The 15,532-nt window shown below is 64.0% G+C and carries 12 protein-coding genes; 6 read left to right on the top strand and 6 right to left on the bottom strand.

Features of this window, described 5'->3' with window-relative positions:
• Positions 1–1,500, bottom strand: a complete 1,500-nt coding sequence (gene ppx / locus ISO4_RS00400) for an exopolyphosphatase (RefSeq protein ID WP_194854778.1) — start codon at positions 1,498–1,500, stop codon at positions 1–3.
• Between the two features lie 223 nt (positions 1,501–1,723).
• On the opposite strand from ppx, the gene trxA reads away from it, so the two are divergent.
• Both trxA and rho read left to right on the top strand, forming a co-directional pair.
• Complete coding sequence (gene trxA / locus ISO4_RS00405; RefSeq protein WP_194854779.1) at positions 1,724–2,050, top strand: thioredoxin TrxA; 327 nt, start codon at positions 1,724–1,726, stop codon at positions 2,048–2,050.
• A gap of 451 nt (positions 2,051–2,501) precedes the next feature.
• The gene (rho, locus tag ISO4_RS00410) at positions 2,502–3,761 is read left to right on the top strand and encodes a transcription termination factor Rho (RefSeq protein ID WP_067608624.1); all 1,260 of its coding nucleotides are present in this window, start codon (positions 2,502–2,504) and stop codon (positions 3,759–3,761) included.
• 143 nt (positions 3,762–3,904) lie between these two features.
• On the opposite strand, the gene ISO4_RS00415 is transcribed toward rho, so the two are convergent.
• Positions 3,905–4,309, bottom strand: a complete 405-nt coding sequence (locus ISO4_RS00415; protein ID WP_228547808.1) for a DUF695 domain-containing protein — start codon at positions 4,307–4,309, stop codon at positions 3,905–3,907.
• Between the two features lie 333 nt (positions 4,310–4,642).
• Here ISO4_RS00415 and ubiD point away from each other — a divergent pair, with 333 nt between their 5' ends.
• The 3 genes from ubiD to ISO4_RS00430 all read left to right on the top strand — a co-directional run bounded on the left by ubiD (position 4,643) and on the right by ISO4_RS00430 (position 8,917).
• On the top strand, positions 4,643–6,109 hold the full coding sequence (gene ubiD / locus ISO4_RS00420; RefSeq protein WP_194854780.1) for a 4-hydroxy-3-polyprenylbenzoate decarboxylase: 1,467 nt from the start codon (positions 4,643–4,645) through the stop codon (positions 6,107–6,109).
• Positions 6,110–6,248: 139 nt separating this feature from the next.
• Positions 6,249–7,640, top strand: a complete 1,392-nt coding sequence (locus ISO4_RS00425; RefSeq protein ID WP_194854781.1) for a D-arabinono-1,4-lactone oxidase — start codon at positions 6,249–6,251, stop codon at positions 7,638–7,640.
• Complete coding sequence (locus tag ISO4_RS00430; RefSeq protein ID WP_194854782.1) at positions 7,637–8,917, top strand: alanine racemase; 1,281 nt, start codon at positions 7,637–7,639, stop codon at positions 8,915–8,917. The genes ISO4_RS00425 and ISO4_RS00430 overlap by 4 nt, the downstream gene beginning before the upstream one ends.
• Before the next feature lie 6 nt (positions 8,918–8,923).
• Here ISO4_RS00430 and ISO4_RS00435 read toward each other — a convergent pair whose 3' ends face one another.
• On the bottom strand, positions 8,924–10,408 hold the full coding sequence (locus ISO4_RS00435) for an amidase (RefSeq protein ID WP_194854783.1): 1,485 nt from the start codon (positions 10,406–10,408) through the stop codon (positions 8,924–8,926).
• A gap of 56 nt (positions 10,409–10,464) precedes the next feature.
• On the opposite strand from ISO4_RS00435, the gene ISO4_RS00440 reads away from it, so the two are divergent.
• Positions 10,465–11,475 (top strand): zinc-binding alcohol dehydrogenase family protein, encoded by a 1,011-nt coding sequence (locus ISO4_RS00440; protein ID WP_194854784.1) that lies wholly within the window; start codon positions 10,465–10,467, stop codon positions 11,473–11,475.
• Positions 11,476–11,481: 6 nt separating this feature from the next.
• Here ISO4_RS00440 and ISO4_RS00445 read toward each other — a convergent pair whose 3' ends face one another.
• The 3 genes from ISO4_RS00445 to ISO4_RS00455 form a co-directional block, all read right to left on the bottom strand.
• Positions 11,482–12,555, bottom strand: coding sequence for a metal-dependent hydrolase (locus tag ISO4_RS00445; protein WP_194854785.1), 1,074 nt, complete (start codon positions 12,553–12,555; stop codon positions 11,482–11,484).
• Positions 12,556–12,695: 140 nt separating this feature from the next.
• Positions 12,696–14,060 carry an NADH-quinone oxidoreductase subunit N gene (locus ISO4_RS00450; RefSeq protein WP_142947519.1) on the bottom strand — a complete coding sequence of 455 codons (1,365 nt, stop codon included), beginning with the start codon at positions 14,058–14,060 and terminating at the stop codon, positions 12,696–12,698.
• The gene (locus ISO4_RS00455) at positions 14,060–15,529 is read right to left on the bottom strand and encodes a complex I subunit 4 family protein (protein ID WP_142947520.1); all 1,470 of its coding nucleotides are present in this window, start codon (positions 15,527–15,529) and stop codon (positions 14,060–14,062) included. The genes ISO4_RS00450 and ISO4_RS00455 overlap by 1 nt, the downstream gene beginning before the upstream one ends.
• Positions 15,530–15,532: the final 3 nt, after the last annotated feature.

The raw sequence follows: 15,532 nt of genomic DNA on the forward strand, positions 1-15,532 counted from the left end.
TCAGGTGGCGTCGGTCACCGTGAGCTGGTAGCCGGCGGCCTGGAAAAACTCCTGCTCCTGCTCCAGGTCGGCCAGGGTGAGCGGGTGCTCGGCCAGCCAGCCGGCCGGGAACACCAGCTCCAGGGCGCGCTCGCCGGCGTTCAGGGTGAGCGGCGGCACCGGTGCGCCGTTGCGCGCATGGTGCATGCGACAGGCCAGCCTGAGCAGCAGACACAATCGCAGCAGCCGGGCCTGTTCATCCTCGGGGCACTCCGCCAGCGTGGACAGCGGCAGCTTGCGGCGGTGGCCGCGCACCAGCACCGCCACCGCCTGCTGGGCCTGGCGCGAGAAGCCGGGCAGGTCGGAATTGGACACCAGGTAGGCGCCGTGCTTGTGAAACTGGCTGTGTGACACCGCCAGCCCCACCTCGTGCAGCAGGGCCGCCCAGCGCAGCGTGGCCTGGGCCTCTTCGTCCTCAAGATCCCAGTCGCCGGCGGCCTGCCGGTACAGGCCCCGGGCGGTTTCCCAGACGCGCTCGGCCTGGGCGCGCTCCACATGGTGCCGGTTCATCAGCGCCTGCACGCTGCGCTCGCGGACGTCCTCGTGGGCAAAGCGCCCCAGCAGATCGTACAGCAGACCTTCGCGCAGGGCGCCGCTGGACACCTGCATGTGGGCCAGACCCATCTGCTCGAAAATGCCCAGCAGAATCGCCAGGCCGGAGGCGAAGATCGCCTTGCGGTCGTCGCGCAGGCCTTTCAATGACAGGGCGTCCGCGCTGCCCGCCTTGAGCGCCTTGCGGCGCGCCTTGTCCAGCCCTTCCAGGCTGATGCCTTCGTTGCTCCAGCCGTTTTCCTCGCACACCTGGGCGATCGCTTTGATGGTGCCCGAGGCTCCCACCGCCTGCGCCCAACCCAGACGCCGGTAGTTGGTTTCAATCGACAGGACTTCCTGGCGGGCGGCGGTGACCGCCTTCTTGAACGCCGCCTCGGTGATCTTTCCCTCGGCGAAAAAGCGCTGCCGGTAACTGACGCACCCCATGTGCAGGGATTCGGTCTCGGTGGATTCGAAGCGCTCGCCGATGATCAGCTCGGTGGAGCCGCCACCGATGTCCACCACCAACCGCGTGCCGGCGTCGTCGGCGAGGCTGTGCGCCACGCCCAGATAGATCAGCCGGGCCTCCTCGCGGCCCGCCACCACCTCGATGTCGTGCCCCAGGGCGTGCTCGGCGCGGGCGATGAACTGGCCGGCGTTGCGCGCCATGCGCAGGGTGTTGGTGCCCACCACGCGCACGTTGCCGCGGGGAATGCCCTTGATGCGTTGAGCGAAGCGGCTGAGACAATCCAGAGCACGGTTCTGGGCGTCTTCATCAAGCCGATTGTCGGGCCCCAGGCCGACGCCCAACTGTACCTTTTCGGACAGACTTTCCAGAATGCGCACCTCGCCCTGGGCCTGGCGGGCCACCACCATGTGAAAACTGTTGGACCCCAAATCGATGGCGGCCAGATGTTCAGGTTGTCGCAAAAACCCTCTCCTTGACGGTCCAGAGCCGGTTGCGAACGGCCCCAAGCGGGCGCCGCGCGGGCGTTTCCGGCTGCTTCGGCGCGATGCCGATAGGCGCGCTCTGTCAGCACCATTGTCCGGCGCGCTTGAAATCCGCGCGCCAGACCCCGATATTATTCGACCTGTGACGGCGTCGGCCGCGTGTCGGCGTCATCATCCCGCGAAAGCCTAGCAGGAGATTTCAATGAGCGGCGAGATTATCAACGTGACCGATGCGGATTTCGAGGAGAAAGTCCTGAAAGCCGACGGTCCGGTTCTGGTGGACTACTGGGCGCCCTGGTGCGGCCCTTGCAAAATGGTAGCGCCGATCCTGGAAGACCTGTCCGGGGATTACGCTGACAAGCTGACCATCGCCAAGCTGAACATCGACGAGAACCCGGACACGCCCAAGAAGTACGGCGTGCGCGGCATCCCCACGCTGACCGTGTTCAAGAACGGCGACGTGGAAGCCACCAAAGTGGGCGCTCTGTCGAAGTCCCAGCTCACCGCGTTTCTGGACAGCACGCTCTGATCCAGCCGGTGAACGCGCCACGGGCCCTCCGGCCCGTGGCCGCCCTTGCCTCTCACGGACTGCGCGTCCCGGACTAGACAGCCCTCCGGCCCGGTGGTACATTCCCGAATCAACGTATTCGCACCCTCTGGCAGGGATCTCTAATTCGTACGTTTCTGAGCGTCCTTTTTCCGAGATAGTTATCCTGTCCGGCCCCTGGCATTCAGGCCCCGCCGACGGATGATTTGCAAGGGTTTCATCGTTTATCGCTCCCGCTGAATGCGTCAGCCTTAGCCAAGCAGGCCCCGTTCTCCACGATGTCCCCGACCTTGGGAGACCGTGAAACGGCCCCTGCGAATGCAAATGAATCAATAAGAAATTCCGAGGCTCTCCGGCCCGGATCCGACCATCGAGAGACACCAATCCAAGGTGTATTCCGTCAATTCATTTCTGGACATCCTGTAAAACACCAATGAATCTTTCCGAACTGAAACAGAAGCCGATCGGCGAACTTCTGGATATTGCCAAGGAACTCGGCCTGGAGAACCTGGCGAGAACCCGCAAACAGGACGTTATCTTCTCCATCCTCAAGCGAGCCGCCAAAAACGGCTCGGACATCTACGGTGATGGGGTGCTGGAAATTCTGCAGGACGGCTTCGGCTTCCTGCGCTCCGCGGAAGGCTCTTACCTGGCCGGCCCGGATGACATTTACGTGTCGCCCAGCCAGATACGTCGCTTCAACCTGCGCACCGGCGACACCATCGCCGGCAAGATCCGGCCCCCCAAGGATGGCGAACGCTACTTCGCCATGCTCAAGGTCAGTGAGATCAACACCGACCGGCCGGAAAACGCCAAGACCAAGATCCTGTTCGAGAACCTGACCCCGCTGTTTCCCACCGAGCGGATGGTCATGGAAGTCGGCAACGGCTCCACCGAGGACATCACCGCCCGGGTGATCGACCTGGTGGCGCCGATCGGCAAAGGCCAGCGCGGCCTGATCGTGGCGCCGCCCAAAGCCGGTAAGACCATGCTTCTGCAGGGCATCGCCCAGTCCATCGCCCGCAACAACCCCGAAACCCACATGATCGTGCTGCTGATCGACGAGCGGCCCGAGGAAGTGACCGAGATGTCACGCACCGTGCGCGGGGAAGTGGTGGCCTCCACCTTCGACGAACCACCGGCCCGCCACGTGCAGGTCGCCGAGATGGTGATCGAGAAAGCCAAGCGGCTGGTGGAACACAAACAGGACGTGGTGATTCTGCTCGACTCCATCACCCGTCTGGCACGGGCCTACAACACCGTGCAGCCGAGCTCCGGCAAGGTGCTCACCGGCGGTGTCGACGCCCACGCCCTGGAAAAGCCCAAGCGTTTCTTCGGCGCCGCGCGGAACATCGAGGAAGGCGGCAGCCTGACCATCCTCGCCACCGCCCTGGTGGAAACCGGCTCCAAGATGGACGAAGTGATCTACGAGGAGTTCAAGGGCACCGGCAACATGGAACTGCACCTGGACCGCAAAGTGGCGGAAAAGCGTGTGTTCCCGGCCATGAACATCAAGCGCTCCGGCACCCGCCGCGAAGAGCGGCTGGTGAGCGAGGATGAGCTGCAGAAGATGTGGATTCTGCGCAAGGTCCTCCATCCGATGGACGAAATCGGCGCCATGGAATTCCTGATCGACCGCATGAAGCAGACCAAGACCAATGCGGAATTCTTCGATTCCATGAAGCGCAAATAGCGGCGGCCTCCGGCAACGGAACCGCACGAAAAGCCCCGGCAACCGCCGGGGCTTTTTTACGCCTGTCAGGGGGTCTTTCTGCGTTTTTGGGAGCGGGCGCCCACTGAAGCGGAGGAGCCACAACGCCCGACAACAACCACTTGTTATGTCCTCAGTTGCTTGAAGTACCACTCGGCCTGATCCCACTCAACGTCCTGTTCCATTCGCCAATCAAAAGGTCGAGGGTGCCGGTGGTGATCAACTAAGTACTGAAGGTGGTGGTGGGCAATTTCTGGATCGCAAACTCTCCAGACCAAGCGTCGGGTTCTGTTCCAAGTTTCTCTGATAAGAAACAAAGCATTTCCACCTGCTTTGATTTCTTCGTCTAATTTGTCACAGAACGGATCGACAATTTCTCTTTCTTCCTCCGAGGGCATTTCATTCTCGACTGTTTCCTCGAAGTCGATGATTACCGAAAGGTGCCACCCGAAAACCTGTTTATGTTCAAAGTCACTGAGTGCGGAGTTAAGCATCCCAATACAAGGCAAGCCGTCCTCTTTCCATTCCATCAGTGTGTAGGACTCCTCAGGCAGAACCACACGGACCTCATTCTCTTTGAGAGGCTCCTCCTTCTTCCTTCCAAACAACTTTCTTGGCAATCGCATCTTCGTTACCGCATTTAGCCTCTTCTATAGCCTCATCAAGGAGGCCGCAGTCCGGAGCAAACTTAAGTGACTGGAAATGATGTATGGATCTCTGCTCATCTCGCCTGACACCTAACAGGTATTAGGACGCCGACTCGAATATTACCAGTATCAATCATACTGTCCATGTGGGCAGCGCCGGGGACAGCGGCTCGGCTGCTATACTGCCGCCACCTTGCAACCGGCGAGATTGGATTGATGAAATACCGCGACCTGCGCGACTTTATTCAGCAACTGGAAAAGCTGGGCGAACTGAAGCGGGTGACCCGCGAGGTGGACCCGCGCCTGGAGATGACCGAGATCTGCGACCGCACGCTGAAGGCGGGCGGTCCGGCGATTCTGTTTGAGAACCCCAAGGGGTCGTCGATCCCGGTGCTGGGCAATCTGTTCGGTACCCCACGACGGGTCGCTCTGGGCATGGGCCGGGAATCCCTGGATGAATTGCGCGAGCTGGGCGAGCTGCTCGCCTTCCTGAAGGAACCGGAGCCGCCGAAAGGGTTCCGCGACGCCTGGGAGAAGTTGCCGATCTTCCGCAAGGTGCTGAGCATGAACCCCAAGGTGAGCGGCTCCGGCCCCTGCCAGGAACACGTCATCGAAGGCGACGACGTGGACCTGGCCCAACTACCGATTCAGACCTGCTGGCCCGGCGACGCCGGCCCCCTGGTGACCTGGCCGCTGGTGATTACCCGCGGGCCCAATAAGGAACGCCAGAACCTGGGCATCTACCGCCAGCAGCTGATCGGCCGCAACAAGCTGATCATGCGCTGGCTGGGTCACCGGGGTGGTGCTCTGGATTTCCAGGAATGGCAGGAGGCCCATCCGGGCGAGCCGTTCCCGGTGGCCGTGGCGCTGGGCGCCGACCCGGCCACCATTCTGGGCGCGGTGACACCGGTGCCGGACACCCTCAGCGAATACGGCTTCGCCGGGCTGCTGCGCGGCTCGCGCACCGAGCTGGTGAAATGCCTCGGCTCCAACCTGCAGGTGCCGGCCAGCGCTGAGTTCGTGCTGGAGGGTCATCTGCAGCCCGGCGAGTACGCCGACGAGGGCCCGTTCGGCGACCACACCGGTTATTACAACGAAGTGGAACGCTTCCCGGTGTTCACGGTGGACCGCATCACCCACCGGCGCGACCCGATCTATCACAGCACCTACACCGGCCGCCCGCCGGACGAGCCGGCGGTGCTGGGCGTGGCGATGAACGAAATCTTCGTGCCGATCCTGAAGAAGCAGTTTCCGGAGATCATCGATTTCTATCTGCCGCCGGAGGGCTGTTCCTACCGCATGGCGGTGGTGACCATGAAGAAGCAGTACCCGGGCCACGCCAAGCGCGTGATGATGGGGGTGTGGTCGTTCCTGCGCCAGTTTATGTACACCAAGTTCGTGATCGTCTGCGACGACGACGTTAACGCCCGCGACTGGAAGGATGTGATCTGGGCGATCACCACCCGCATGGACCCGGTGCGCGACACCGTGATGGTGGAGAACACCCCCATCGACTATCTGGATTTCGCCTCCCCGGTGGCGGGGCTGGGCTCCAAGATGGGCCTCGACGCGACCAGTAAATGGCCCGGCGAAACCACGCGGGAATGGGGCCGCGCGATTAGCATGGACGACGACGTCAAAGCCCGGGTCGACGAGATGTGGAGCGAACTGGGGCTGGATTAGAAGCCGGCTCCGGGCGTTGACGACCCGTGCACGGAACGCACACTAGACTATTGCACTTTTGTGGTACGTCAGTACCATTAAGGTATAAGGCGCCACCGCCGGTGCCGAGTACAACAATAGCCGAAAGGACTCCGCCGTCATGTTGCAACGACTTCCCCGCCGCGCCTTCCTGAAAGCGCTGGCCGCGTCCGCCGGCGCCGCCGCCGTACCGACCCTGGCCGGCGCCGGGCAAGCCGACGACAAGACACAGGGCGAGCGCGCCAGCTGGCAGAACTGGTCCGGCAACCAGACCGCGCGGCCGCGCAACCTGGCCTACCCGGCGGACGAAGCCGCCCTGGCCCGGCTGCTCGCCAACACCGAAGGCACGGTGCGGCCGTTCGGCGGCAGCCACTCGTTCAGCGCCGTGGTGCCCACCGGCGACACCCTGGTGTCCCTGGAGGCCATCAACGGGCTGCGCAGCGTCGACGCCGGCGCTCTGCGCTTCGGCGCCGGCACCCGCATCGCCCAGGCCAGCAGCGAGGCCTGGGGCGAAGGCCGCAGCCTGATCAACGAACCGGACATCAACCTGCAGTCGCTGGCCGGCGCCATCGCCACCGGCACCCACGGCACCGGCCTGGGGCTGCCGTGCCTGTCCGACCAGGTGGTGGGCCTGGAACTGATGGACACCGAAGGCACCCTGCACCGGCTCGACCACAACGACGGCGACCGCTTCCAGGCGGCCCGCTGCGGCCTGGGCGCCCTGGGCCTGATCACCGCCGTGACCCTGGACAGCGCCCCGGCCTACCGGCTGGAAGAGCACACCTGGACGCTGCCGCTGGACGAAGCCATGGATTTCGTGGAGCGGGAGAAGGACAACTTCCGCAACATCGAGTTTTTCGCCTTTCCTCTCGGCGGCACCGCCATCGTCAAAACCATGTCGCTCACCGACGACCCGGAGGACGACCTGGCCCAGGACGACAGCAACGACCTGCTGGAGACCGTCTGCGAGCTGAGCATGCGCGCCGGCTGGATGACGTCCACCCTGCAGAAGCTGGTGACCTTTTTCGTCGAGGAAAACCGGCGCCGGGGGCCGGCCCACAAGATCTACGCCAACCGCCGCACGGTGCGCTTCAACGAAATGGAATACACGGTGCCGGCGGAAAAAGGCATTGAGTGCCTGCAGGAAGTCTGCGAAGTGATCCGCGAGCAGGACATCAATGTGTTCTTCCCGATTGAGTTCCGCTACAGCGCCGCCGACGACACCCTGTTGTCCATGTTCAGCGGCCGCGCCGGGGCCAGCCTGTCCATCCATCAGTATTTCAAGCAGGACGCCACGCCGCTGTTCCGCGCCACCGAGCCGGTGCTGCGCCGGCACCGGGGCCGTCCGCACTGGGGCAAGCTGCACAGCCTGGGCGCCGATCAGTTGCGCGAGCTGTACCCGCGCTTCGACGACTTCCTCGCCCTGCGCCGCGAGCTGGACCCGCGCGGACGCTTGCTCAATGATCACCTGAAACACCTGTTCGGCATCGACGCCAAGGGGCAACCGGCATGAAAAGGCGCACCTTCCTGCTCGCCCTGGGCGGCGGCCTGGCGGCGGCCTGGTGGCTGAAACCCGGCGACCAGGGTGGCCCCCACGGCGCCTACTTCCAGCCCTACAACACCCTGTTTCGCGACAGCGGCCCGGGGCGGCCGCTGCTGTTCATCGACCGGCAACGGCTGGCGGCCAACTGCCGCCGCCTCCAGCAGGCGCTGCCGCCGGGCCGCGCCTACCGCATCGTCGCCAAATCATTGCCCAGCGTGCCGCTGATCCGCGAAGTGATGGCGCAGACCGGCACCGACCGGGTGATGGTGTTCCACCAGCCGTTCATCAACGCCATGGCCGAGGCGGAACCCGGCTGCGACCTGCTGCTCGGCAAACCGATGCCGGTGCGGGCCGCCGCCCGCTTCTATGAGGAACTGCCGGAGGACGCCGGCTTCGACCCGGACCGCCAGTTGCAATGGCTGATCGACAGCGACGCCCGGCTGCAGGAATACCTGGAGATGGCCCGGCGGCTGGGACGCCGGCTGCGCATCAATGTGGAAATCGACGTGGGCCTGCACCGCGGCGGCCTCACCGAGCCCCGGCAACTGGACGCACTGCTTGAGCGTATCGCCGCCCACCCCCGCCATCTGGCATTCGCCGGCTTCATGGGCTACGACGCCCACGTGGGCAAACTGCCGGACCTGGTGGAAAGCCGCGACACCAGCCTGCGCAAGGCCCAGGCGGTCTATCAGAGCTTTATCGACAGGCTTTACCAGGTCGCCCCTGAACTGCGCGAGCAGCCGCTCACGTTCAACGGTGCCGGCAGCCCCACCTTCACGCTGCACGGCGACGAGACGCCGCTCAACGAGCTGGCGGCCGGCTCCTGCCTGGTCAAGCCGTCGGATTTCGACGTGCCCAGCCTGAAGGACTTCGAGCCCGCCGCCTTTATCGCCGCGCCGGTGCTCAAGGCGCTGGACGGGCTCACCCTGCCCGGCCCGCTGCCGTTGGGCGACGCCTGGGCCCTTTGGGACCCCAACCGGCGCCGCACCTATTTCATCTACGGTGGCTACTGGAAAGCGGAGCCGGTGTCACCGCCGGGCATCCGCCGCAACGACCTGTACGGCGCCAGCACCAATCAGATGATGCACAACGGCTCGCCGGCCACCGAGCTGCTGCCCGGCGATCAGCTGTTCTTCCGCCCCACGCAAAGCGAGTTCGTGCTGCTGCAGTTCGGCGACCTGGCGGCGGTGTCCGAACACCGCATCCAGGCCTGGTGGCCCCCTCTGCCCCAGGGCGAAGGGGCCTGAGCCCGGTTACAGATCCGGCATACGGTTGAACCAGGGCCGCGCCCGCTCCAGCTGACCGGCCAGTTTGAACAGCAGGCCCTCGCTGCCGTGATCGCCGACCAGCTGCACCCCCAGCGGCAGGCCGCTTTCGCACCAGTGCAGCGGCACCGACATGGCGGGCACGCCGGTGACGTTGGCGAGCTGGGTGAAGGGCACGTACTTCAGGTTCTCCTTCACCATCTGCTCCACCAGGCCGGTTTTCATCACCAGCTTCTCGGCGCCCACCTTGAGAATCACCTTGAGCATGCGCTGCTGCCAGGCCGGCGTTTCCGAGGCGCCGATGCGCGCCGGCTGCAACGCCAGGGTGGGCGTCAGCCACAGATCGTACTGCTGGTGGAATTCCGCCAGCGCCCGGGAATACCCCTGCCAGCGCTGGTAGCCGCGCACATAGTCCGGCGCCGAGGTGGCGTGGCCGAACGCCGCCATCGCCAGGGTGTCCAGTTCGAAACCGTCGTTACCGCAGCCGGTCTCTTCGCGCACCCAGTCCACGCTGGCGGCGCAGTTGGCGAACCACATGGAGAGCCAGTCCATGCTCATCGCCAGCATGTCCATTTTCGGCGACGCCTGCTCCACCTTGTGGCCCAGGGACTCCAGCAGGCGGGCGGCGTCCTCCACCGCGGCCACCGCTTCCGGGTCCACCTCGGTGCCGATCGGCGAGGTGGTGGAGAATGCAATCCGCAGCGGCTTGGGGTCGCTCTCCAGCTCGCTCAGGTAGCTGCGCTCCGGCGGCGCGATGCGGAACAGGCTGCCCACTTCCTCGCCCTGGGTGGCGTCGAGCAGCAGCGCGGAATCGCGCACCGAGCGGGTCACCACGTGATTCATGGAAATGCCGTGCATGGCCTCGCTGAAGTTGGGCCCCCAGGGCGTGCGCCCGCGCCCCGGCTTCAGGCCGAACAGGCCACAGCAGCCGGCGGGAATGCGGATGCTGCCGCCGCCGTCGTTGGCGCCGGCGAACGGCACCACGCCCGCCGCCACCAGGGCCGCGGAACCGCCGGAGGAGCCACCCGGCGTGTGGTCGGTGTTCCAGGGGTTGCGGGTGGCGCCGAACGCCTCCGGATCGGTGATGCCCTTGGCGCCGAATTCCGGCGTGTTGGTGCGCCCGAACAGCACCACCCCGGCCGCCTTCCAGCGGCGCACCAGCTCGGAATCCACCGGCGCTTTATGGCCGGCCCGCTTGAGGGCTTTGTTACCCTGATAGTTGGGGGCGCCTCCAATCTCCTGGAACAGGTCCTTGGTGAGCATGGGCACCCCGGCCAGGGGGCCGCTCAAGGCGCCCGCCGCCTGCTCCCGGGCCTGGTCGTAAAGCGGAATGATCAGGCCGTTGAGGGCCGGGTTCACCGCCTCGGCGCGGGCGATGGCCAGCTCCAGCAGTTCGGCGGCGGTGACTTCCCCGTCCGCCACCAGTTTGGCCAGCGCCACGCCGTCGAGATTGCGGTATTCGTCAAAACGCATGATGGTATCCTTATTATTTAAAACCCCAGTGACATTCGTATTCCCACGGAGACCCTATGAAGGCCGTCGGCTTTAACCAACCCCGCGCCATCGAAGACGTCCACGCCCTGGAAGACATCCAGCTGGAACAGCCCAAACCAGGCCCCCGCGACCTGCTGGTGGCGGTGGAGGCGGTATCGGTCAACCCGGTGGACACCAAGGTACGCCAACGCCCCCTGGCGGAGAAGGGCCATAAAGTACTCGGCTATGATGCCGCCGGTCGGGTGGAAGCGGTAGGCGCCGAAGTCCGCGACTTCCTGCCCGGCGACCGGGTCTGGTACGCCGGCGCCATGCAGCGCCAGGGCAGCAACGCCCAGTACCAGTGCGTGGACGAGCGCCTGGTGGCGAAGATGCCCGAAGGCACCGGCATGCAGGAAGCCGCCGCCCTGCCGCTGACCGTGCTCACCGCCTGGGAAAGCCTCACCGACCAGCTCGGCCTGACTCCGGAAAACGCCGCCGGCAAGACCCTGCTGATGGTGGGCGGCGCCGGCGGTGTCGGCTCCATCGCCACCCAGCTGGCCGCCCGCCACTTCGGCATGACGGTGATCGCCACCGCCGGACGTCAGACCTCGGCGGACTGGTGCACCGCCATGGGCGCCACCCACACCATCGACTACCGCAACGGCCTGCGCGAGCCCATGAAAGGGCTGGGCATCGAGCAGGTGGACGCCATCCTGCTGGCCCAGGAACCGGACGCCTACTGGAGCGACGTCTGCGAGCTGGTCGCGCCGCTGGGCGGCATCGTCACCATCGTCGACGCGCGCGGCCCCCTGGACGTGAACCCGCTGAAACCGAAGAGCGCCCGCTTCGCCTGGGAGTTCATGTTCACCCGCGCCCTGTTCGGCGTGGACATGGAGCGCCAGGGCGAGATCCTGCGCGCCACCGCCCGGCTGGTGGAAGAAGGCGTGCTACAGACCACGCTCTCGGAGTCCCTGGGGCCGATCAACGCCGCCAACCTCAAAGAGGCGCACCGGCGCATCGAGTCCGGCAAGACCATCGGCAAGCTGGTGCTGGCCGGCTGGGAGTAACCCGGCTCACTGCGAGCCCAACGGCGGCAGCGTCCCCTCGCAGGCAGCGCCCGACGACGCCAGCTTGAGTTCACGCAGGCACAGCACCGGACTAAGCCCCAGGGTGCGGCGAAACAGGGCCGGCCAGGCGTCTTCGTTGACCATCGGCCGGGCCAGGCGCGTGCTGCGCACCGCCTGCCAAGCCAGGTTGTCGGGCCCGCCCTGGGCCTCGGCGATCACGAACTGGAAGGGGTGGGCGCCGGGCACGCCGAGGCGGATGTCGGTGGCCACCAGCCGCCCGTCCTCCAACCGGTAATCCAGAAAGCCGCCGGTGAACCATTCCAGACGGCGGCCGTCGTCCAGCTGCTTGGCCGAGGCGACCAGATTGGCGTCCCGCGGAAAGCCTTCAATATGCAGCGGCACATCGCCGTCCAGCAGCCCGGTGACGATCTCCAGGCGTTCTTCGCGGTGCAGCACCGTGGCCCGCCACAGCAGCGTGGAGAACGGCATCGGCTGCACCATGCGCGGCGCCGTCTGGTAGCCGGTGCCGGCCAGCGCCTGGTGCAGCCGATGCCGTTCTCCACACTGCTGCGCCGCCAGGCTCCAGGCCAGGTACAGGCTCGACAGCGCCAGCCCCACCGTCAACGCGCGGATCGCCGGCGGCCGGACCAGGACGATGATCACCGCCACCAGCAGCGGCAGCGTGTAGAGCGGGTCGATAATAAAAATGGTGTGCCAGGCCACCGGCGGCCCCAGCGGCCAGAGCAGTTGGGTGCCGTAGGTGGTGAAGGCGTCCAGCAACGGGTGCGTGATCAGGATGGCGCCGGTGAAGGTCAGCCAGCGGCGGAACGATACGCTGCGCTGCCAACGACTGAGTAGCGCCGCCAGCACCACCGCCAGGGGCACCAGCACCAACAGCGAATGGCTGAAACCACGGTGCTGGGAAAAGTTGGCCACCGCATCGCCATAGTCGATCAGCACGTCCATGTCCGGCAGAGTGCCGAGCAGCGCGCCGGCGACCACCGCGGCGCGCCCGAACCGGTGCCCCAGCACCGCCCCGCCCAGGGCGCCCCCCAGGGCCGCCTGCGTTATCGAATCCATACTTTCTCGCCCCCGCCGCCGGCATAGCGGCAGCAAATAACATTGAAGCTTCTGACTTCTCTGGGAAAGATGATGAGCGAGATATCAGAAGTAACGGTAAACACAACAAGTATCTGTCTAGGAACGACGCCGAGAATGCGCTATGCCATCGACTTCACAAAGAAGAACTGGGCGGCCAGTCCAATAGTAACCGTGGCTAACAGCGCCGTTAGCGTCACGATATCGATCCAAATACTAGCAGCGTCATGAGGCACCTCTTCTTGCCTATACATAGGCACGATAATACGCATATATACTGCGAGAGCGAGCACACTGTTGAGAATCGCCACTACAGCCAACCAGGTAAACTGCGCATGGATAGCAGCGGCAAAGAGCAGGAATTTGCCAACGAAACCAGCGAGTGGCGGAATGCCTACCAGCGAGAGCAGGAAAAGTACCATGGCGACTCCCACCAGTGGTTGAGCGCGCCCCAGGCCGTTGAAATCGTTTAGCGTACGCCCAACCGCAGCGATAACGGCGAAAGCCCCCAGATTCATAGCGGCGTACGCGGCAGCGAAAAAAATGATTGATGGCAAAGCAAAAGAACTTTCGCCCAGCGCCACAATACCCAGGAGGAAGTACCCGGACTGGGCAATAGATGAGTAAGCCAGCAGTCGAACAACATTATCCTGCACCAACGCGGCAAGGTAACCGTAGGTCATACTCAGTACGGCTAGTCCCGCGATAACAGCGGGCCCACCGCTTTCGGAAGGCAGGTCACGAAACACTTGAGTTAGCGCAAACAACGCGCCCACCTTGGGCACCACAGACAGGAAGGCTGCAACCGATAAGGGCCCACCTTCATAGGCATCCGGCACCCAAAAATGAAATGGAACCAGAGATGCTTTATAGCCAAGACCGACAATAACCGCCACCAAACCGAATATGACAGCCAAAGGGATGGCCTCCGTACCCTCAAGGTCGGCAATCATTGTGGAGCCGGCGGCACCGAACCAGTACGTGAGACCAAAGATCATCACCGCGCCAGCCACCGAACCAAACACAAAGTATTTCATGGCGGCTTCGGTGGCAGGATCGTCGTCCGGGTAGGCCACCAGAGCAAAGGTCGCCAAACTGGTGAGCAACAGGCCCAGAACCAGAAACATCATATCGCCGGCGCCGGCTAGAATAAGAGCACCAACGGTAGCTAAACATAATAAACTGTAGACCGTGCCCTCACGCACGGTGCCGCGCACTTCCGCGCTCGCCAGCAGCAAAGACAGCATCGTCGCCGGCAATAAAATCAGCTTTGCCCAGATGCTGAGCGCGTCTATCCGAAAACTGCCACCGAATACGGTGGTGTCTGTACCCACCAAACGTATGGTCAGTCCCGTGGCGACGAACAGGCCCAGCATGGCGAGAGCCAGCGAAGCTCGAGGCCTGCGCAGTATTTCTGCAATCAGCGCGCTGACTGCGGCTAGCAGCACAGCGATCTCGGGAATTAACAATGCCAGATCACGCCCCATTATAGCACCAACGCCGAGGTAGTCCGGTGAATGGTGTCCAGCACCCAGGATGGTGCCACCCCGGTAGCTACGGTGAGAACCAGTAATGGCGCCAGCGCGAGCACTTCGCGCAAACTCAGGTCGGGCATGCTATGCCAACGTGACTGAGGCTCGCCAAGAAAGGTTTCGCGAATCGCTTTGAGAAAGGTACCCGCAATGATAGCAAGGCCCAGTATCGACACGACGGCGGCGGGCACACTACCAAGCGTACCCAGAAATATCTGGAACTCCCCTGGAAAGTGCGCCAGACCAGGCAGGCCCAGCGACGCAAAGGCCGCCAACATAAAGGACCAGCCCAACAGCGGAACCGTTTTTAGTAGGCCGCCAAATTCGCCCATCTCGCGAGTATGTGCGCGCTCCTGAATCATCCCCACCAGGAAGAACAATGCACCGGTAACCAAACCGTGACTGAACATCTGCAGGACGGCGCCATCGAGTGCGGTGGCACGCACTGAAGGGTCCAGAGCCAGTGCAGCCACGGCGACGCCGATGATCACATAGCCCATGTGGTTAATCGACGTATAGGCCACCAGACGCTTGAGATCGGTCTGCGCCAGAGCGGCGAAGGCGCCATAGAGCGCGCCGATGACACCGAACACCAGGACAACGACGCCGGCTTCGTGGAACGCCTCGGGAGTCATTTGTAGGGCGAAGCGAACCAGCCCGTAGGTTCCAAATTTCAGCATGATGCCGGCCAGGATGACACTGCCGACAGTCGGCGCCTGGACGTGGGCGGCAGGTAACCAAGTGTGCAACGGTACGGCGGGGATCTTGACCGCAAAAGTAACCAGCATGGCGACCAGCGCCCACATGGCCGCAGCCCCTTCCAGCGGTGGATTAGCGATCCAGGCGCGCATGTCGAAGCTGGGATCGGGACTGCCGAGGTAAAGCCCCAGGATGGCGAGCAATAACGGCAGGCTGCCCAGAAGCGTGTAGATAAAAAACATCAGAGCCGCCCGCTGCCGGTCCTCATGGCCCCAACCGGCAATCATGAAATACATCGACACCAGGGAGACTTCGAAGAACACATAGAACAGAATTCCGTCGAGGGCGGCAAAGGTGCCGATTGCTGCAGTTTCTAGAAGCAGAACCAAAGCCACGTAGGCGCGCGGGCGCTCGCGCAGCGACGAAGCATAGATGAATGCCCCCAAAAACAGCATAGCACTCAGCAGCACCAGGGGCAGGCTGATGCCGTCCACACCGACCCGGTAGGCGGCACCGATAGCCGGAATCCATTCGAGCTCTTCGACTTGGGAAAAGCCCGCGCCGCTCACTCCCTCCAGCCACATGGCCAGCGCCCCGACCAGAGTTAAACTGGCGGTGCCAATACCAATGCTGTGTACGGTTCGCGCCGTCGGCCCCGGAAGGGCCAGAATCAGGGCGGCACCGGCGAGCGGCAAAAACAGAGTAAGGGATACAATTGGTAGCATGAG

It is taken from the genome of Alloalcanivorax venustensis ISO4, from assembly GCF_015356855.1.
GTDB lineage: Bacteria > Pseudomonadota > Gammaproteobacteria > Pseudomonadales > Alcanivoracaceae > Alloalcanivorax > Alloalcanivorax venustensis.